General features: G+C 59.9%; 15 protein-coding genes. 11 read left to right on the top strand and 4 right to left on the bottom strand.

Annotated features, from left to right (window positions below; genetic code table 11):
* Window positions 1-68: 68 nt before the first annotated feature.
* The 4 genes from GTU76_RS11105 to gap form a co-directional block, all read right to left on the bottom strand.
* Window positions 69-2,654 (bottom strand): TonB-dependent receptor, encoded by a 2,586-nt coding sequence (locus GTU76_RS11105; protein ID WP_180698630.1) that lies wholly within the window; start codon window positions 2,652-2,654, stop codon window positions 69-71.
* Window positions 2,655-2,776: 122 nt separating this feature from the next.
* Window positions 2,777-3,742, bottom strand: a complete 966-nt coding sequence (locus GTU76_RS11100; protein WP_180698629.1) for a FecR domain-containing protein — start codon at window positions 3,740-3,742, stop codon at window positions 2,777-2,779.
* 125 nt (window positions 3,743-3,867) lie between these two features.
* A complete protein-coding gene (locus GTU76_RS11095) occupies window positions 3,868-4,386 on the bottom strand; it encodes a sigma-70 family RNA polymerase sigma factor (RefSeq protein WP_016983706.1) in 519 nt (172 codons plus the stop codon).
* Between the two features lie 204 nt (window positions 4,387-4,590).
* Entirely contained in the window at window positions 4,591-5,592 is a 1,002-nt protein-coding gene (gene gap / locus GTU76_RS11090) for a type I glyceraldehyde-3-phosphate dehydrogenase (protein WP_016983705.1), read from the bottom strand.
* Window positions 5,593-5,812: 220 nt separating this feature from the next.
* Here gap and edd point away from each other — a divergent pair, with 220 nt between their 5' ends.
* The 11 genes from edd (at window position 5,813) to GTU76_RS11035 (ending at window position 19,524) form a co-directional block, all read left to right on the top strand.
* The gene (gene edd, locus GTU76_RS11085) at window positions 5,813-7,639 is read left to right on the top strand and encodes a phosphogluconate dehydratase (protein WP_007917882.1); all 1,827 of its coding nucleotides are present in this window, start codon (window positions 5,813-5,815) and stop codon (window positions 7,637-7,639) included.
* The gene (locus tag GTU76_RS11080; RefSeq protein ID WP_016983703.1) at window positions 7,636-8,595 is read left to right on the top strand and encodes a glucokinase; all 960 of its coding nucleotides are present in this window, start codon (window positions 7,636-7,638) and stop codon (window positions 8,593-8,595) included. The genes edd and GTU76_RS11080 overlap by 4 nt, the downstream gene beginning before the upstream one ends.
* A 180-nt stretch (window positions 8,596-8,775) precedes the next feature.
* Window positions 8,776-9,507: a response regulator gene (locus tag GTU76_RS11075; RefSeq protein WP_007917879.1), complete on the top strand. Its 732-nt coding sequence runs from the start codon at window positions 8,776-8,778 to the stop codon at window positions 9,505-9,507.
* Window positions 9,497-10,966, top strand: coding sequence for an ATP-binding protein (locus GTU76_RS11070; protein WP_016983702.1), 1,470 nt, complete (start codon window positions 9,497-9,499; stop codon window positions 10,964-10,966). Before GTU76_RS11075 ends, GTU76_RS11070 begins: the two co-directional genes overlap by 11 nt.
* A 309-nt stretch (window positions 10,967-11,275) precedes the next feature.
* Entirely contained in the window at window positions 11,276-12,535 is a 1,260-nt protein-coding gene (locus tag GTU76_RS11065) for a D-mannose isomerase (protein ID WP_180698628.1), read from the top strand.
* Window positions 12,536-12,653: 118 nt separating this feature from the next.
* Window positions 12,654-13,955: an ABC transporter substrate-binding protein gene (locus GTU76_RS11060; protein WP_016983700.1), complete on the top strand. Its 1,302-nt coding sequence runs from the start codon at window positions 12,654-12,656 to the stop codon at window positions 13,953-13,955.
* A 150-nt stretch (window positions 13,956-14,105) separates the two neighbouring features.
* Complete coding sequence (locus GTU76_RS11055; protein ID WP_007917874.1) at window positions 14,106-15,014, top strand: carbohydrate ABC transporter permease; 909 nt, start codon at window positions 14,106-14,108, stop codon at window positions 15,012-15,014.
* Window positions 15,007-15,852: a carbohydrate ABC transporter permease gene (locus GTU76_RS11050; RefSeq protein WP_016983699.1), complete on the top strand. Its 846-nt coding sequence runs from the start codon at window positions 15,007-15,009 to the stop codon at window positions 15,850-15,852. The genes GTU76_RS11055 and GTU76_RS11050 overlap by 8 nt, the downstream gene beginning before the upstream one ends.
* 2 nt (window positions 15,853-15,854) lie before the next feature.
* Window positions 15,855-17,015 carry an ABC transporter ATP-binding protein gene (locus GTU76_RS11045; protein WP_180698627.1) on the top strand — a complete coding sequence of 387 codons (1,161 nt, stop codon included), beginning with the start codon at window positions 15,855-15,857 and terminating at the stop codon, window positions 17,013-17,015.
* Between the two features lie 191 nt (window positions 17,016-17,206).
* On the top strand, window positions 17,207-18,556 hold the full coding sequence (locus GTU76_RS11040; protein WP_016983697.1) for a carbohydrate porin: 1,350 nt from the start codon (window positions 17,207-17,209) through the stop codon (window positions 18,554-18,556).
* A 113-nt stretch (window positions 18,557-18,669) separates the two neighbouring features.
* Window positions 18,670-19,524, top strand: a complete 855-nt coding sequence (locus GTU76_RS11035; RefSeq protein ID WP_175553397.1) for a D-hexose-6-phosphate mutarotase — start codon at window positions 18,670-18,672, stop codon at window positions 19,522-19,524.
* Window positions 19,525-19,603: the final 79 nt, after the last annotated feature.

The following is a 19,603-nucleotide window of genomic DNA, read 5'->3' as shown; positions in this document are numbered from 1 at the left end:
AGACGCTGTGCAAGCGTAAAAAAACCTCACGGCGCGGTGCCTGAACACGCGCCGTGAGGTTCACCGGATCAGATGTCCCAGATCAGATTGATCGCGAAGTTGCGGCCCGGTTGGGTCAGGCGATCGAGGTTGGCCGGTTGCGTCACTGACGCTTCGCCGACGCTGTCGTAACCGCGCACGTCATCCCACAGCCAGTATTTCTTGTCGGTCAGGTTGTAGATGCCGCCGCTGACGGTGACGTCGTCGGTGACTTTGTAATAACCGGCCAGATCCAGAATGCCGAAGCCCGGCGTCTTGAACTGACTGCTGACGCCATCCGGCGATTTGAAGTTGCTGTCGTCGACGCGATCCTTTTTCTTCACCAAGGTCCAGCTCAGCAGGCCGCCGTAGTTGTCCTGGTCGTAACCCAGACCGAACACGCCGGTCAGCGGGTTGACGCTGTTGATCGGCTCGCCGTTGTCGTTGTTGCGACCGTAGGCGTAGGCGATCGAGCCCTGGGTGTAGAGGCCTTGTGGGGCGCCAAACGCATCCAGATTCAGGCGACCTTTGACTTCCGCACCCTTGATGGTGGCGTGCTTGATGTTGGCCGACTGGAAGGTCAGCTCGTTGCGGCCCGGGGTCACGGCGTCTTCGTTGATGAAGTCGCTGTACTTGTTATAGAACACCGCCACATCGAACGAGCCTTGCTCGAAGTTGCCGCGCAGACCGGTTTCATAGCTTTTGCTTTTCTCAGGTTCCAGGTCCGGGTTCGGCGCCACGCTGTAGCCGGTGGTGGTGTTTTCGAAGCGGCCGTACAGAGCTTTCGCGGTCGGTGTGCGGAAACCTTCAGCGTACTGACCGTACCAGGTGTAGTTCTCGGTCAGGGCGTATGTCAGGCCGAATTTCGGCGAGACTTTGTGCCAGGTCTTGTTCTTGTCGCTGACCGTGCCTTGGCCGTCAGCCGCCACGGTGTTGAGGAATTCCTGAGTGATGTGCGGCTTGAGCTGGGTGTAGTCGTAGCGCAGGCCCGGCAGGAAGGTCCAGTTGTTCCAGCTGATCTGATCCTGAGCGAACACGCTGTAGGTGTTGATTGTCGGGTCCGGGAAGTCGGTGGCTTTGGCCAACACGTCAGCGGGGCTGGTCGCGCCGATGGCGGTGCAGCCACGACCGACGGCCAGGCAGGTGCCGTCGCCGCTGCGCGAACCGGTGACTTTCTGTTGCTTGATGGTGGTGCCGTAAGTCAGCACGTGATCGGTGTCGCCGATGGCAAACGCCTTGTCCAGTTGCGCGTCGAACACCCACTGTTTCTCTTCGTAAATGGTGTCGCGAGTACGCAGCACTTTACGGGTGATCGGGTAGTAGAACTCGGTGGTGCTCTGGTCGGTCTTGGCGATCTGGTGGTTGAGGCTCCACTTAACGTTGTCGACCAGCAGGCTGTCGAGGGCGAACGAGTGCTCGATGCCGAAACGCTCACGAGTGATGGTGTCGTTGCCGGTGCGCCACTGATACATGCCGCCGGGCAACACGCTGTCGGGGATGGTCGGGGCGCCATTGAAGTATGGGCCGCCGTAGGCACTTTTCTGATCGGTGTCGCGATCATCCTTGTACTTTTCGTAGGTCAGACCCAGACGCGAATCTTCGTTGTAGTTCCAGCCGATCTTGGCCAGCACGTTGTAGGCGTTGACGTCTTCCGGGTTGGCGGCGGTGCGCTCAAGGCCGGTGCCATTGTTGCTGCCGTAGGAGTCGGTCTCGTGACCGTCGCGCTGGCTGTAATGCAGCAAACCGTCGAACTGGTCGGCGCGACCGGCAACGGTGGCGGACTTCAACCAGCTGTCATCGGCCGAGCTGTAACCGCTTTTCAGACGAGCGCCGACGTCTTTGCCCGGCTTGATGATGTCGTCGGCATCGAGGGTGTAGTAGCTGACGGCGCCGCCAATGGCGTTGCTGCCGTACAGCACCGAGGCCGGACCTCGGAGGATTTCCACGCGTTTGACGATTTCCGGATCGACGTAGTTGTGCTGGGTCTTGGCATACGGGCCGTTGAAGAAACCGTCCGGCACTTCCACGCCGTCGACTTGCGTCAGGATGCGGTCGCCGTCGATACCACGGATGTTGTAGCCGCTGATGCCGCCACGGGTGCCGGCGCCGCCGACGGAAACGCCCGGCTCATAACGGACCAGATCCTTGATGGTGTTGACGTTGTTGCGGTCCAGGTCCTGACGGGTCTGCACAGTGACGGTGGCCGGCACGCTGTTGACCGACTGCTCCTGACGGGTGGCGCTGATGGTCACCTGATCGAGATTGAGCGTGCCGCTGGCGTTGCGCTTTTCCAGCACGACATTGTTGTTGCTGATTTTGCGGAAGCTCAGGTTGGTCCCCACCAACAGGCGCTCCAGGGCTTTTTCCGGAGGGAGCGAGCCACGCACGCCCGGCGACGACACGCCCTGACCCAATTCTGCCGGCAAGCCGACCTGCCAACCGGTCACGGCGGTGAAGGCATTGAGCGCCGACACCAGCGGCTGCTGACCGATGGCGAACGAGTAATCGCCCATGTTGCGCGTCGGTTGTTCGGTGGCCGCCATCAGCGGTGCAGCACCGGCCATCAGAATGGCAGCGGTCAGCAGCGACAGCACGCGGGAAGGGGAGGAAGTCTGGCGGGTAAGGCGTGAGGACATCGATAGCGCTCCGTGTCGCACGAATCTTTATAGGGGCTGATTGGCTTCGCGTGTTGCGAATCAATTGCATTGGCTATAACGAGACGTACTGAGGTTGGCTATCGAGTAAAAATAATTCTCATTTAGTTCAGGATGACCACGGCGGGGAATTCTTTCAGTTGCGCCGAGGTGATGTGCGCGAGGGAGCGCACCACGTCGAGCGGCTGATCGAGACGGTAATTGCCAGTCACCGCGACGTCGGCCAATTGCTCGTTGGTGTTGATGATCCAGCCTGGATAGTAGCGGCGCAATTCGGCCAGCACCTGATTCAGCGGGCAGTTCTCGAACACCAGCCGGCCCTGAACCCACGCCAGATCGGTGTTGGCATCGAGTTTGGCCGGGCGGTCGAAGCCGTTCGGACCGATGCGAATGCTCTCGCCGGCGGTCAGGCGCACGCGCGCATCGTTATGCGTTGCACGCAAGTCGACATCGCCGCGTTGCACGTTGACCTGCGCCACACCGTCGAGATAACGCACGGCGAACGCGGTATCGCGCACGCTAGCAGTGACGGGGCCGGCATCGATTTCCAGCGGTTGACTGCGGCCGCTGGCAATTTCGAAAAACGCCTCGCCCTGAAACAACCGGGCGACGCGCTGTTGATCGTTGATGGTGCTGGAGAATGCCGAGTTGGTATTGAGCAGGACTTTTGAGCCATCCTCCAGTTGCAGACGCTGACGCTCGCCAACCACAGTCAAATGATCGGCCTGAAGGCGCATCGGCAAATTGCTGAAACTGAACAAACCGAGGATCAGCACCGCAGCAGTCGCCAGCGGCTTCCAGTGCGGACGCAGACGCTTGAGGAAAGTGACTTTCGCCGGTTTCGCCGCCAGGCTTTGCGCGCACTGGGCGATTTGCGGGCCGTCCCAGATCGCCTGGGCCTTGGCGAACGCTTCGGCATTCAGCGGATCGGCCGCCAGCCAGGCGTGAAATTGCCGGGTCTGCTCCTCGTCCGGGCTGCCGAGTACGATGAGCCAGTCGAGTGCCTGGTCCATTGCGTTGGCAGCGTCCTGCACCGAATCCGGCGAAGGCGAGCGGTGGGTGTCCGTCACGGTGTTTCCTCGGCAGTGTCTGCGCACGGCTGTTTTTCTAAGTGAAGCGTAAAAGTCGGGCAAGGGTAACAAAGCCCGATGATCCGTGCAGTCGATCCTGGCACTTACAGAAAAGCCCTACAGTCTCAGTCGCCATTCAGGCGTTCAGCGACGCCAATGCAAATGCTCATGATCAGCTTCAATTCTTTCTGCACGGTGCTGAGGGATACGTTCAGCTCGTCGGCTATTTCCTGATAACTGTTCCCGTGCAAACGGCTGAGGATGAAAATCTGCTGTTGGCGGGGGCTGAGTTGACTGAGGCTCACATTCAGGCGCTCCAGCATCTGTTCGGCGTGGGCGGCATCTTCGGCGCTGCTGGCGGGGGCGACGACGCTGTGCACGACATCCTGCGGCACATCATCGACCATGGTTCGCGAATGGATCTTGCGCGCACGCAAATGATCCAGCGCCAGATTGCGCGCGGTCTGGAAGACAAAGGGTTCGAGGTGATCGATGGCCCGCTCGCTCAACGCCCGCGTCACGCGCAGATAGGTCTCCTGCAACAGGTCTTCAGCGGTGCTGTGATTGTTGACCATCCGTTCCAGCGTTCGCAGCAGCGAAGTGCGCTGGGTGAGGAAGACGTGGTTGAAGCGCGATTGACTCACGGGAGGACCTGATCCATTTCAAGCGAATGATAATGATTGTCATCTGCCGGTATGGTCAAGCCTTGATTTGTCAAAGAACGGTAAAGGTCTTGTGCGGATCGAAATGTAGGAGCTGCCGAAGGCTGCGATCTTTTGATATTGATCTTAAAAACCAGATCAAAAGATCGCAGCCTTCGGCAGCTCCTACAGGGGATCGAGACAACCTTACTCGGCGTTACACAACGCCAGGCAGTTATCCAGCATGCGGTTGGAGAAGCCCCACTCGTTGTCATACCAGGCCAGCACTTTCAGCAGTTTGCCGCTGGATTTGGTGTGGTTGGCATCAAAAATCGATGACAGCGGATTATGGTTGAAGTCGCTGGATACCAGCGGCAGGGTGTTGAAGCCGAGAATCTTCGAGTGTTGGCTAGCCGCTTTCATCAGCGCGTTGACTTCTTCGGCGCTGGCTTCTTTTTTCAGCTGCACGGTCAGGTCCACCAGCGACACATTGATCACCGGCACCCGCACGGCCATGCCGGTCAGTTTGCCCGCCAGTTCCGGCAGCACCAGGCCCACCGCTTCAGCGGCGCCGGTCTTGCTCGGGATCATGTTCTGCGTGGCCGAACGCGCGCGGTACGGGTCGGTGTGATAGACGTCGGTCAGGTTTTGATCGTTGGTGTAGGCATGAATGGTGGTCATCAGACCGCTTTCGATTCCCAACTCGCGGTGCAGCACTTGCGCCACCGGCGCCAGGCAGTTGGTGGTGCACGAAGCGTTGGAGATGATCTGGTGGGATTGGCGCAGAATGTCGTGGTTCACACCATAGACAACAGTGGCGTCAGCACCTTTGGCCGGAGCCGAGATGATCACTTTGCGTGCGCCGGCAGTAAGATGCGCGGCCGCTTTGGCACGATCAGTAAAGAGACCGGTGCATTCGAACACCACATCAATCTTTTCCGCCGCCCATGGCAGTTCGGCCGGGTTGCGAATGGCGCTGACCGCAATGCGGTCGCCATTGACGGTCAGACTTTCATTGTCATGCTCGACCTGAGCGTCGAACGTGCCGTGAACGGTGTCGTATTTGAGCAGATGGGCATTGATCGAACTGTCGCCAAGATCGTTGATGGCGACGATCTGCAAATCCTGTCGATAGCCTTGGGTATACAGTGCGCGCAGGACATTACGGCCGATGCGGCCAAAACCATTGATTGCGATTCGAAGAGTCATGGAACAGCGCCGCCGTCGTTTTGTTGTTGGAATTACAAGATTATTCGCATAAAAATAGAAAACAAGCCTTTTTAGTGGCAATATTTTGTTTTATCTACAACGAGTGACCTGAATCAACTGGTCCGAATGGTCAAAAAAGCCGTCTGTCATTCCAACAACAACGGCCTTTGATCAGCATAGACAATCAGGTCGCCACATCCGTTAGCCTGGAGTTCTACACATGCATCCCCGCGTCCTTGAGGTCACCGAACGGCTTATCGCCCGCAGCCGCGCCACGCGTCAGGCTTACCTTGCACTGATTCGCGGCGCCGCCACTGACGGGCCGATGCGCGGCAAGCTGCAATGCGCCAACTTCGCCCACGGCGTGGCCGGGTGCGGCAGCGAAGACAAGCACAGCCTGCGGATGATGAACTCGGCGAACATCGCCATTGTGTCTTCGTATAACGACATGCTTTCGGCGCACCAGCCGTACGAAGTATTCCCGGAGCAGATCAAGAACGCCCTGCGCGAAATCGGCTCGGTCGGCCAATTCGCTGGCGGCACTCCAGCGATGTGCGACGGCGTCACACAAGGTGAGCCGGGCATGGAACTGAGCCTGCCGAGCCGCGAAGTGATTGCCATGTCGACGGCCGTGGCGCTGTCGCACAACATGTTCGACGGCGCGCTGATGCTCGGCATCTGCGACAAGATCGTCCCGGGCCTGATGATGGGCTCGCTGCGCTTCGGTCACCTGCCGACGATTTTCGTCCCGGGCGGGCCGATGGTCTCGGGGATTTCCAACAAGGAAAAAGCCGACGTGCGCCAGAAGTACGCCGAAGGCAAAGCGACCCGCGAAGAGCTGCTGGAATCGGAGATGAAGTCCTACCACAGCCCGGGCACCTGCACCTTCTACGGCACCGCCAACACCAACCAGTTGCTGATGGAAGTCATGGGCCTGCACTTGCCGGGCGCCTCGTTCGTCAACCCGAACACGCCGCTGCGCGACGCGCTGACTCGCGAAGCCGCGCATCAAGTCACGCGCCTGACCAAGCAGAACGGCAACTTCATGCCGATCGGCGAAATCGTCGACGAGAAATCGCTGGTCAACTCCATTGTTGCGCTGCACGCCACCGGCGGTTCGACCAACCACACCCTGCACATGCCGGCCATCGCCATGGCGGCGGGCATTCAACTGACCTGGCAAGACATGGCCGACCTCTCCGAAGTCGTGCCGACCCTGAGCCACGTCTACCCGAACGGCAAAGCCGACATCAATCACTTCCAGGCAGCGGGCGGCATGTCGTTCCTGATCCGCGAACTGCTTGGCGCCGGCCTGCTGCACGAAGACGTCAACACCGTGCTTGGCCACGGCCTGAGCAAATACACCAAGGAACCGTTCCTCGATAACGGCGAACTGGTATGGCGCGAAGGTCCGGTCGACAGCCTCGACGAAAACATCCTGCGCCCGGTCGCCCGTGCATTCTCGGCGGAGGGTGGTCTGCGTGTGATGGAAGGCAACCTCGGTCGCGGTGTGATGAAGGTGTCCGCCGTTGCGCTGGAAAACCAGATCGTCGAAGCGCCAGCGATGGTGTTCCAGGATCAACAAGATCTGGCCGACGCGTTCAAGGCCGGCCTGCTGGAAAAAGATTTCGTCGCCGTGATGCGCTTCCAGGGCCCGCGTTCCAACGGCATGCCGGAGCTGCACAAGATGACGCCGTTCCTCGGCGTGCTGCAGGATCGCGGCTTCAAAGTCGCCCTGGTGACTGACGGGCGGATGTCCGGCGCCTCGGGGAAAATCCCCGCAGCGATTCACGTCAGCCCGGAAGCTTATGTCGGTGGTGCTTTGGCGCGCGTGCAAGAGGGCGATATCATCCGCGTCGATGGCGTCAAAGGCACTTTGGAACTCAAGGTCGACGCCGCAGAATTTGCAGCGCGCGAACCCGCCAAAGGCCTGTTGGGCAACAACATCGGCAGCGGTCGCGAACTGTTTGGCTTTATGCGTTTGGCCTTCAGCTCGGCGGAGCAGGGCGCCAGCGCCTTCACTTCTGCCCTGGAGACGCTTAATTGAAACTGGCTTTGGTCGGTGACATCGGAGGCACCAACGCGCGGTTTGCGTTGTGGAAAAACCAGCAACTGCAATCGGTTCAAGTGCTGGCCACGGCCGACCACGCCAGCCCGGAAGAGGCGATCAGCCTCTATCTGAGTGGGCTCGGTCTGGCGCCGGGTTCGATCGGTTCGGTGTGCCTGTCGGTGGCCGGCCCGGTCAGTGGTGATGAATTCAAATTCACCAACAACCACTGGCGCCTGAGCCGCAGCGCGTTCTGCAAAATCTTGCAGGTCGAGCAGTTGTTGCTGGTCAACGATTTCTCGGCGATGGCGCTGGGCATGACCCGTTTGCAGCCGGGCGAATTCCGCGTGGTCTGCAAGGGCACGCCGGAGCCATTGCGTCCGGCGGTGGTGATCGGCCCGGGTACTGGCCTTGGCGTCGGCACCTTGCTCGATCTCGGTGAAGGCCGTTTTGCGGCATTGCCGGGCGAGGGCGGTCACGTTGATCTGCCGCTGAGCAGCCCGCGTGAAACTCAGTTGTGGCAGCACATCCACAATGAAATCGGCCATGTCAGCGCGGAAACCGCGTTGAGCGGCGGCGGTTTGCCGCGAGTCTATCGCGCGATCTGCGCAGTGGACGGGCATGAGCCAACGCTTGATACGCCGGAAGCGATTACTGCGGCCGGGTTGGCGGGTGATCCGATTGCCCTGGAAGTGCTCGAGCAGTTCTGCTGCTGGCTCGGCCGTGTCGCCGGCAATAACGTGCTGACCACGGGCGGGCGTGGCGGGGTGTATATCGTCGGCGGGGTGATTCCACGCTTTGCCGATTTCTTCCTCGAAAGCGGTTTTGCCCGCAGCTTTGCTGACAAGGGTTGCATGAGCGATTACTTCAAAGGCATTCCGGTGTGGCTGGTGACAGCGCCGTATTCCGGGCTCGTTGGCGCCGGCGTGGCCCTGGATCAATCAATCCCGACCTGAGATGCAATCACCCCTGTGGGAGCGAGCTTGCTCGCGAATGCGGAGTATCAGTCAACCCAAATGTTGAATGTAACGACGCCTTCGCGAGCAAGCTCGCTCCCACAGTGGTTCTATGGTGTTTGTAAGTTCGATGCTTAAGGCATAATCCGCCCCAATTCCAACAACAAGGATGCCTTCGAAGTGAGCTCAGTCAACAAGTCGATATTGTTGGTCGATGACGACCAGGAAATACGCGAGTTGCTGGAAACCTACCTGACCCGCGCCGGGTTTCAGGTGCGGGCCACCGCCGATGGTGCCAGTTTTCGTCAGGCCCTCAACGAGGCGCCGAGCGATCTGGTGATCCTCGATGTCATGTTGCCCGACGAAGACGGCTTCAGCCTGTGCCGTTGGGTGCGTCAGCATCCGCGTCAGGCGCAGGTGCCGATCATCATGCTTACCGCCAGTTCTGACGAAGCCGATCGCGTGATCGGTCTTGAACTCGGCGCCGACGACTACCTCGGCAAACCCTTCAGCCCGCGCGAACTGCAAGCGCGCATCAAAGCCCTGTTGCGGCGTGCGCAATTCGGTCAGGAGCGCAGCGGCAGTGATGTGCTGGCCTTTGACGAGTGGCGGCTGGACATGGTCAGCCATCGGCTGTTTCACACCGACGGCGAGGAAGTGATTCTCTCCGGCGCTGACTTCGCTCTGCTGAAACTGTTCCTCGATCATCCGCAGGAAATCCTCGACCGCGACACCATCGGCAACGCCACCCGTGGCCGTGACCTGATGCCGCTCGATCGCATCGTCGACATGGCCGTCAGCCGTTTGCGCCAACGTCTGCGCGACACCGAGAAACCGCCACGGCTGATCCGCACCGTGCGCGGCAGCGGCTATCAACTGGCAGCCAACGTGGTTGCCGGCAATGCTCACTGATTCGCTGCGTAAACTCGCCGCCAAGGTGCCGGTGCCGCGTTCGTTGCTCGGGCGGATGTTGCTGCTGACGCTGTTGGCTGTGCTGTTCGCGCAAACATTGTCGAGCGTGATCTGGGTCTCGCAACTGCGCGCCACCCAGCTCGAAGGTCTGGTCACCAGCGCCCGCAGCCTCGCCCATTCAATGACCGCCAGCGTCAGCTATTTCCGCTCATTGCCGGTGGCTTATCGGCCGTTGGTGCTCGATCAGTTGCGCAGCATGGGCGGCACCCGATTCGTCGTGACGCTCAACGACAAGCCGTTGGGCATGGACGTGCTACCGGTGACGCCACGCAAAGCGGCGGTGATGAAAGCGGTCGACGAAGTGCTGCGGCAGACGTTGGGCCATGACACCGATATTTCGGTGACCTTCGTCAGTCCTGAGGATCTGCGCATCTTCAATGCCGGGCTGAAACTCGATGAGCTGCCACGCTCCTGGGCGCATTACGCGCTGACTCTGGAGCCGGTCAATCCGCCCGTTTTGGTTACGCAGATTCAAATGGCGCCGGGCGAATGGTTGTACATCGCCTCGCTGCTCCCCGAGCCCTACACCAGTCTTGAAGAGCAAGGTCTGCCCTCGCAACAGGTGTGGTTCATCGTCCTCACCAGCGGATTTTTGCTGCTGTTCATCGGTCTGTTGGTGCACTGGCAGAGCCGGCCGCTCAAGCGCCTGGCGCGTTCTGCGCGGGATCTGTCGCTGGGCGCTGACGTCGAGCCGGTGGCTGAGGGCGGCGGCAGCGAAGTGGTCGAAGTGGGGCGTGCGTTCAACACCATGCGCGAACGCATCAGCCGTTACCTGACCGAGCGCAGCCAGTTGTTCAGCGCGATTTCCCATGACCTGCGTACACCGATTACGCGTTTGCGTTTGCGCGTCGAATTGCTTGAAGACGAGAAGTTGCAAGCCAAATTCGGCCGCGATCTGGATGAGCTGGAACTGCTGGTCAAAGGCGCGCTGCAATGCGTGAAAGACACCGACATCCACGAGAACATCGAGCCGGTGGACTTGAACCATGTGCTCGACTGTCTGGTGGAGCCGTATCTGGCGCCGAACGGCAATGGCCGCGTGACGCAGCAGGGCAAGGCGCTGGCGGCTTATCCGGGCAAGCCGCTGGCGTTGAAGCGCTGCATCGGTAACCTGATCGACAATGCGTTGAAGTATGGACAGAACGCGCATCTGCACATTGATGATGATGACAGCGCGTTTGTCCTGCACGTTGATGATGAAGGGCCGGGTGTGCCGGAGCAGCGCTTGGAGCAGGTGTTTGAGCCGCACTTCAGGCTGGCGGGGCAGCAGCAGGGGTATGGGCTTGGGTTGGGCATTGCGCGCAATATTGCCCACAGCCATGGTGGGGAGGTGACGTTGCAGAATCTGCGTGAGGGTGGGTTGCGGGTGACCCTGCAATTGCCGCGTTCGGTGGATTGAATCAAAAGCTTTCCCTCACCCTAGCCCTCTCCCAGAGGGAGAGGGGACTGATCGGGGGATGCTGCAGAGATACGCCGACCTGGAAGTCCGGTAGCGAATCCATAATCGACTCGATGTGTCAGGTCGGCGGATAACTCAGCACCACTCGGTCGGCCCCCTCTCCCTACGGGCGGTCCGACGTTTCGGGAGGGCTGGGGTGAGGGTCGCTTTTTGTCACGATCTGGTGACAAACCCCGCCCCCTTCGTTACAAGCCCACCCCGGCCCGTTGTTTAGACTCCCCGCAGTCATAACAACAAAAAAGGCCACCCATGGATCTCTTCCAACCCGGCTTCAGCAGTTGGCTGAATGCCCCTGCCCACCAGCAATGGCTCGCCGCCGAAGGCCTGCGTCTGCTGGATTTCGCCAAGGCAGCAAAACTCCCACAAGGCTTCGGCAACCTCGACGAACGCGGCTGTCTGCCAGCGAACGCGCAAGCCGAAACCATGAACACCGCGCGCATGACCCACAGCTTCGCCATGGCCCATATTCAGGGCCTGCCGGGTTTCGCCGAGCTGGTCGATCACGGCATCGCCGCCCTGCGCGGGCCGTTGCGTGATGCACTGCACGGCGGCTGGTTCGCCGTCGCCGAACACCGCGATGACAACACCGGCAAGAACGCCTATCTGCATGCCTTTGTCGCGCTCGCGGCGAGTTCTGCGGTGGTCGCGCAACGCCCCGGTGCACAGGCGTTGCTGGATGACGCCATCGATATCATCGACACCTGGTTCTGGAGCGAAGAAGAGGGCGCCATGCGCGAATTCTTCAACCGTGACTGGAGCGAAGAAGAAGCCTATCGCGGCGCCAACAGCAACATGCACGCGACCGAGGCGTTCCTCGCGCTGGCCGATGTCACCGAAGATCCGCGCTGGCTGATCCGCGCGCAACGCATCGTCGAGCGGGTGATCCACGGTCACGCCGCCGGCAACGGTTACATGGTCATCGAGCACTTCGATCGCGATTGGCAGCCGCTGCGCGAATACAACCACGACAATCCTGCTGACGGTTTTCGCCCTTACGGCACTACGCCTGGCCACGGTTTCGAGTGGGCGCGGCTGTTGCTGCACCTCGAAGCGGCCCGCGTGCAGGCCGGCATGCTCACCCCCGGCTGGCTGGCGACCGACGCGCAGAAACTCTTCGAGAACAACTGCCGTAACGGCTGGAACGTCGATGGTTTGCCGGGCATCGTCTATACCCTCGACTGGGGCAACAAAGCGGTAGTGCGCCACCGCTTGCACTGGACCCACGCCGAAGCCAGCGCCGCCGCCAGCGCCTTGCTCAAACGCAGCGGCGATGCGCAATACGAAACCTGGTACCGACTGTTCTGGGAATTCTGCGAGATGAATTTCATCGACCGTTGCGACGGCAGCTGGCACCACGAACTCAATCCGCAAAACACCCCAAGCGCCGATATCTGGCCGGGCAAACCCGATCTGTATCACGCCTGGCAGGCGGTGCTGATCCCTCGTCTACCCTTGTCGCCGAGCATGGCGACTGCGCTGGCGCAGTTGTCCCAGAGCATTCCTGTGTAACCATGCGGTGACATTCGCGCGTCCCTTCGTTACCTGCGAAGGGAAACGTCCTGTTTAAACTCCTGTGCAGCGCAAGCACCAGACTTGCATGCATAACAACAAGAAAGGTACATCTCAGATGAATGCGATTTCTCGCCTCGCTACTGTCATTTCTGTCGCCTCCCTGTTCCCGCTCGCAATTCTGCCTCTCAGTGTTTCCGCTGCCGAATCCAAAGGTTCGGTCGAAGTCGTGCACTGGTGGACGTCCGGTGGCGAAAAAGCCGCCGTTGATGTGCTCAAGGCGCAAGTCGAAAAAGACGGTTTCACCTGGAAAGACGGCGCTGTCGCCGGCGGTGGCGGTGCGACTGCCATGACCGTGCTGAAAAGCCGTGCCGTTGCCGGCAATCCGCCCGGCGTAGCCCAGATCAAAGGCCCGGACATTCAGGAATGGGCGTCCACTGGCCTGCTCGACACCGACGTGCTGAAAGACGTCGCCAAGTCGGAAAAGTGGGACAGCCTGCTCGACAAGAAAGTCTCCGATACCGTGAAGTACGACGGTGATTACGTGGCCGTGCCGGTGAACATTCACCGCGTGAACTGGCTGTGGATCAACCCGGAAGTGTTCAAGAAAGCCGGGATCACCAAGAACCCGACCACCCTCGAAGAATTCTACGCCGCTGGCGACAAGCTGAAAGCTGCGGGCTTCATTCCGCTGGCTCACGGCGGTCAGCCTTGGCAGGACAGCACCGTGTTCGAAGCCGTGGTGCTTTCGGTCATGGGTGTCGATGGTTACAAGAAAGCCCTGGTTGACCTGGACAACGCCGCGCTGACCGGCCCGGAAATGGTCAAGGCGCTGACCGAGCTGAAGAAAGTCGCGACCTACATGGACGCCGATGGCAAAGGCCAGGACTGGAACCTGGAAGCGGCCAAAGTCATCAACGGCAAGGCCGGCATGCAGATCATGGGTGACTGGGCCAAGTCCGAATGGACTGCCGCCAAGAAAGTCGCTGGCAAGGACTACGAGTGCGTAGCGTTCCCGGGCACCGACAAGGCGTTCACCTACAACATCGACTCGCTGGCCGTGTTCAAGCAGAAGGACGCCGGCACTGCGGCCGGTCAGCAGGACATCGCCAAAGTCGTGCTGGGTGAAAACTTCCAGAAAGTCTTCAGCATCAACAAAGGCTCGATCCCGGTGCGCAACGACATGTTGAACAACATGGACAAGCTCGGCTTCGACTCCTGTGCGCAGACCGCTGCCAAAGACTTCCTGGCAGACGCCAAGTCTGGCGGCCTGCAACCAAGCATGGCGCACAACATGGCGACCACGCTGGCCGTGCAAGGCGCGTTCTTTGATGTGGTGACCAACTACATCAACGACCCGAAAGCCGACCCGGCCGACACCGCCAAGAAACTTGGCGCAGCGATCAAGTCGTCCAAGTAATCCTTGGACCCTGTAGGAGTGAGCCTGCTCGCGATAGCAGTTTGTCAGGCAACAGATTCATCAACTGACACACCGCAATCGCGAGCAGGCTCACTCCTACAAGGGGACGAGTTGCCCAAGTAGTCCTTTTCTCTCGTACTGGATTTCCCCATGAGTTCTGTTGCTGTGTTCAGCAAGGCCTCGCCGTTCGATGCATTGCAACGCTGGCTACCCAAACTGGTGCTGGCGCCGAGCATGTTCATCGTGCTGGTGGGCTTCTATGGCTACATCCTGTGGACGTTCGTGCTGTCGTTCACCACCTCGACGTTCCTGCCCAACTACAAGTGGGCCGGTCTGGCGCAATACGCGCGGTTGTTCGACAACGACCGCTGGTGGGTCGCGAGCAAAAACCTCGCGGTGTTCGGCGGCATGTTCATCGGCATCACCTTGGTGATTGGCGTGTTGCTGGCGGTGTTCCTCGACCAGCGCATCCGTCGCGAAGGCTTTATCCGCACCATCTACCTGTACCCGATGGCGCTCTCGATGATCGTCACCGGTACCGCGTGGAAATGGCTGCTCAACCCAGGCATGGGCCTGGACAAATTGTTGCGTGACTGGGGCTGGGAAGGCTTCCGTCTCGACTGGCTGATCGACCCTGATCGCGTGGTCTACTGCCTGGTGATCGCTGCTGTGTGGCAAGCCTCGGGCTTCATCATGGCGATGTTCCTTGCTGGCCTGCGTGGCGTTGATCAATCGATCATCCGTGCCGCCCAGATCGATGGCGCGAGCATGCCGACGATCTACTGGAAAGTGGTGCTGCCAAGCCTGCGTCCGGTGTTCTTCAGTGCGGTGATGATTCTGGCGCACATCGCGATCAAGAGCTTCGACCTGGTCGCGGCGATGACTGCCGGTGGCCCGGGTTATTCCTCCGACCTGCCGGCGATGTTCATGTATTCCTTCACCTTCAGTCGCGGCCAGATGGGCATGGGCTCGGCCAGTGCGATTCTGATGCTCGGTGCGATCCTCGCGATCATCGTGCCCTACCTGTATTCCGAGCTGAGGACCAAGCGCAATGACTAGTCTCGCTGCCAAACCTGCTATCAGCCTGAGTCGCGTCGCGATTTACGCGGTGCTGATCCTCGCCGTCCTGCTTTATCTGGTGCCGCTGGTGGTCATGTTGCTGACCAGCTTCAAGACCCCGGAAGACATCAGCACCGGCAATCTGCTGAGCTGGCCGACCGTGGTCAGCGGCATCGGCTGGGTCAAGGCCTGGGCCACGGTTGACGGTTACTTCTGGAACTCGATCAAGATCACCGTTCCGGCCGTGATCATCTCCACCGCCATCGGTGCGTTGAACGGTTACGTGCTGTCGTTCTGGCGCTTTCGCGGTTCGCAGCTGTTCTTCGGTCTGTTGTTGTTCGGCTGCTTCCTGCCGTTCCAGACCGTGCTGCTGCCAGCCTCGTTCACCCTCGGCAAGATGGGCCTGGCAAGCACCACCACCGGCCTGGTGTTTATCCACGTGGTTTACGGTCTGGCGTTCACCACGTTGTTCTTCCGTAATTACTACGTGAGCATTCCGGATGCGCTGGTGAAAGCCGCACGCCTGGATGGCGCGGGTTTCTTCACGATTTTCCGCCGCATCATTCTGCCGATGTCGACGCCGATCATCATGGTCTGCCTGATCTGGCAGTTCACTCAGATCTGGAACGACTTCCTGTTCGGTGTGGTGTTCTCCAGCGGTGATTCGCAACCGATCACGGTGGCGCTGAACAACCTGGTCAACACCAGCACCGGCGCCAAGGAATACAACGTTGATATGGCAGCGGCGATGATCGCCGGCCTGCCGACCCTGCTGGTCTATGTGGTCGCAGGCAAGTATTTCGTGCGCGGGCTGACGGCCGGCGCAGTCAAGGGGTAATCATGGCAACGCTCGAACTTCGCAACGTCAACAAGACCTACGGTGCCGGCCTGCCGGACACCCTGAAGAACATCGAACTGTCGATCAAGGACGGTGAGTTCCTGATCCTCGTCGGCCCGTCGGGCTGCGGCAAGTCGACCCTGATGAACTGCATCGCGGGTCTGGAAACCATCACCGGCGGCGCGATCATGATCGGCGATCAGGACGTCAGCGGCATGAGCCCGAAGGATCGTGACATCGCCATGGTGTTCCAGTCCTACGCGCTGTACCCGACCATGAGCGTGCGCGAGAACATCGAATTCGGTCTGAAGATTCGCAAGATGCCGCAGGCAGCGATCGACGAAGAAGTCGCGCGCGTGGCGAAGCTGTTGCAGATCGAGCACCTGCTCAATCGCAAGCCGGGTCAGCTATCCGGTGGTCAGCAACAGCGCGTGGCGATGGGTCGTGCGCTGGCGCGTCGACCGAAGATCTATCTGTTCGACGAGCCGCTGTCCAACCTCGACGCCAAGCTGCGCGTCGAGATGCGCACCGAAATGAAACTGATGCACCAGCGCCTGAAAACCACCACGGTCTACGTGACCCACGACCAGATCGAAGCGATGACCCTGGGCGACAAGGTGGCGGTGATGAAGGACGGCATCATCCAGCAGTTCGGCACGCCAAAAGAGATCTACAACGATCCGGCCAACCTGTTCGTGGCGAGCTTCATTGGTTCGCCGCCGATGAACTTCATCCCGCTGCGCCTGCAACGCAAGGACGGCCGCCTGCTGGCGCTGCTCGACAGCGGTCAGGCGCGTTGCGAGTTGCCGATGAGCATGCAGGACGCCGGTCTTGAAGATCGCGAAGTGATCCTCGGCCTGCGCCCGGAGCAGATCGTATTGGCGAACGGCGAGGGCAATGGCCTGCCGAGCATTCGTGCTGAGGTGCAGGTGACCGAACCGACTGGCCCCGACACCCTGGTGTTCGTCAATTTGAATGACACCAAAGTCTGCTGCCGTCTGGCGCCGGACGTGGCACCGCAGGTGGGCGAGAACCTGACGCTGCAATTCGATCCGGCGAAAGTGTTGTTGTTTGATGCCAACACCGGTGAGCGCCTCGGCACTGCCGGTCAACCACAGACCGATGCGCGGTCTGCGAACGTGGCGCAATTCAAAGGCCGCTGAAGAACAGTGTAGGCCTTCGCCTGCTCGCGATGACGGTGTATCAGTCGACAGAGATGTTGAATGTAAAACCGCTATCGCGAGCAGGCGAAGGCCTACAAGGAGCACGCGGTGGATTGCCTGTAATCCATCGCAATTTATGTAAACCGCGTTAGATAAAAACAGTTAATAACAATAAAGACGAGGATGTAGGGATGAAAAAGAAACACGTCAATGCCCGGTTGATCTGCCAAATGTCAGCTGCGGCGGCATTGGTGCTGGCCGGTAACGCCATGGCGGCGGATGCCTTCAGCTCCGACTCGAAATGGATGACCGGTGACTGGGGTGGCGAGCGGACCAAGCTGATCGAGCAGGGTATCGACATCAAGGCCGACTACGTTGGGGAAGTCGGTGGCAACCTGAACGGTGGCTACAACGACGACAAGACCGCGCGTTACGCTGACCAGTTCGGTCTGGGCGTGGCACTCGATCTGCAAAAGCTGTGGGGCTGGGATAACACCCAGGCGAAGATCCAGCTGACCAACCGTAACGGCTACAACATCTCCAACGACCGCGTTGGCGATCCGCGCGCCGGCACCTTGAGTTCGTCGCAAGAAGTTTACGGCCGTGGCCACATGGTGCGTCTGACCCAGTTGTGGATTCAGCACCAGTTCTTCGACAACAAACTCGACGTCAAGGCCGGTTACTTCGGCGAAGGCGAAGACTTCAACACCTTCCCGTGCGACTTCCAGAACCTGGCGTTCTGCGGTTCGCAAGTGGGTAACTGGGCAACCAACATCTGGTACAACTGGCCGGTCAGCCAGGCCGCGATCCGTGTGAAGTACAACATCAACGACGAGCTCTACGCGCAAATCGGTGCGTACAACCAGAACCCGTCGCAGCTGGAACACGGCAACGGCTTCAAACTCAGCGGCAGCGGCACCAAAGGTACTGTGTTGCCGGTGGAGTTGGTCTGGTCGCCGAAGGTCAACAGCCTGCCGGGCGAATACCGCGTCGGTTACTACAAGAGCACGGCCGATGCCGACGATGTTCGTGAAGACGTCAACGGTTTTGACGCCGCCACCACTGGCGACGCGTACAAAACCCACAGCAGCAAAAGCGGCTACTGGTTTGTGGCACAACAGCAGCTCACCAGCCACAACGGTGATGCTTCTCGCGGTCTGAACATCGCGGCCAACGCCACGTTCCACGACAAAGACACCAACTTCATCGACAACTATCAGTCGGTGATGTTTGTCTACAAAGGCCCGTTCGACGCGCGTCCGAAGGATGACGTCGGTATCGGCGCGGCGCGTATCCACGTCAACGATGACGTGAAGAAAAACGCCGAGCTGCTGAACGCTTCCAACGGTGTTTCGGACTACGACAATCCGGTGTTCTCGCCGATTCGTGAAACCGAATACAACTACGAGATCAACTACGGCTTCCACGTCACCAACTGGCTGACCGTACGTCCCAACCTGCAGTACATCACTCACCCGGGTGGTGTGGATGAAGTGGACAACGCATTGGTCGCTGGCCTGAAAATTCAGTCTACGTTCTGACGCGTCTGCGATAAGCTCCTCTCTATGTGCGCATATTTGCGGACAGCCAAGGCTGTCCGCTTTTTTTTGGGGCTGGCGCCGCCCGGTGAAAGTCGAGTTCAGGATCGTGGCAAATGCATGAGCATCCGCTGCAACGCTTCTTCAAATCCCTGCGTGAACAACCGGTGTTCGCCTGGGAGCGCTATCAGATGCGCGACGTGTTGGTGATCGATCATCCGCTGTGTCAGGCGGTGTTCAGTCGTCAGGGCGCGCAGTTGCTGCACTTTCAGCCGCGCGGGCAAAAGCCGTGGTTGTGGTGTGCGGCGAAGTGGCCGCATGTCGGTGCTATTCGCGGTGGTGTGCCGGTGTGCTGGCCGTGGTATGGCCGTCATCCGAGCGAAAACGCCTGGCCGTCGCATGGCTGGGCACGGTTGCTCGACTGGAAGTTGCTCGACAGCAGCAGCGCCGACGACGGCGTGCGCCTGCACTGGCAATTGCAGCTGTGCGACTGGCAAGTTGACCTGCATGCCCATCTGGGCGAACGCATGGAACTGCGCCTGAGCACCGAGCATCAGGACGACATGCCGTGCCAGTTGAGCCAGGCTTTGCATGCTTACTGGCGTATTGGCGATGTCGGTGAGATAGCGCTGTCTGGGCTCGAAGGGGCGCAGGGTTATGACCAGTTGAATCGCCAGGTTTGTCAGCAGGAAGGCGAGCTGCGGGTGGATGGTGGCTGTCAGCGGGTGTTCCAGCATGACGGCGAATTGCAGCTGAAAGATCACGCTTGGCAACGCGAGTTGTGCATCGATACCGGTGACAGCGCGGACACTGTGGTCTGGCATCCGGGCGCGCGGCCGTTGTTGGGCGTGACGTGGGATGAGATTTCGGAGTTTGTCTGTGTGGAAGCGGCGGCGGGCGGGACGGACAGCTTGCATCTGGCGCCGGGGGAGAAGGCGCATTTGAGTTTGCAGGCGTGGGCGGCGGCTTGAGTGTGTCAAGTACACCGCTACCCTCACCCTAGCCCTCTCCCGGAGGGAGAGGGGACCGAATCGGGGATATTCGAGAGAT

This window comes from Pseudomonas crudilactis (assembly GCF_013433315.1).
GTDB lineage: Bacteria > Pseudomonadota > Gammaproteobacteria > Pseudomonadales > Pseudomonadaceae > Aquipseudomonas > Aquipseudomonas crudilactis.
The sequence above is the reverse complement of the archived record's forward strand: the minus strand, read 5'-3'. Positions and strand labels throughout refer to the sequence as shown.

What these genes read in the sequence shown, in the direction of transcription:
- GTU76_RS11060 (WP_016983700.1), top strand. Translation starts at nt 12,654, where the DNA reads ATGAATGCGATTTCTCGCCTCGCTACTGTCATTTCTGTCGCCTCCCTG.
- GTU76_RS11050 (WP_016983699.1), top strand. Translation starts at nt 15,007, where the DNA reads ATGACTAGTCTCGCTGCCAAACCTGCTATCAGCCTGAGTCGCGTCGCG.
- GTU76_RS11045 (WP_180698627.1), top strand. Translation starts at nt 15,855, where the DNA reads ATGGCAACGCTCGAACTTCGCAACGTCAACAAGACCTACGGTGCCGGC.
- GTU76_RS11070 (WP_016983702.1), top strand. Translation starts at nt 9,497, where the DNA reads ATGCTCACTGATTCGCTGCGTAAACTCGCCGCCAAGGTGCCGGTGCCG.
- GTU76_RS11105 (WP_180698630.1), bottom strand. Translation starts at nt 2,654, where the DNA reads ATGTCCTCACGCCTTACCCGCCAGACTTCCTCCCCTTCCCGCGTGCTG.
- GTU76_RS11040 (WP_016983697.1), top strand. Translation starts at nt 17,207, where the DNA reads ATGAAAAAGAAACACGTCAATGCCCGGTTGATCTGCCAAATGTCAGCT.
- GTU76_RS11055 (WP_007917874.1), top strand. Translation starts at nt 14,106, where the DNA reads ATGAGTTCTGTTGCTGTGTTCAGCAAGGCCTCGCCGTTCGATGCATTG.
- gap (WP_016983705.1), bottom strand. Translation starts at nt 5,592, where the DNA reads ATGACTCTTCGAATCGCAATCAATGGTTTTGGCCGCATCGGCCGTAAT.
- edd (WP_007917882.1), top strand. Translation starts at nt 5,813, where the DNA reads ATGCATCCCCGCGTCCTTGAGGTCACCGAACGGCTTATCGCCCGCAGC.
- GTU76_RS11035 (WP_175553397.1), top strand. Translation starts at nt 18,670, where the DNA reads ATGCATGAGCATCCGCTGCAACGCTTCTTCAAATCCCTGCGTGAACAA.
- GTU76_RS11065 (WP_180698628.1), top strand. Translation starts at nt 11,276, where the DNA reads ATGGATCTCTTCCAACCCGGCTTCAGCAGTTGGCTGAATGCCCCTGCC.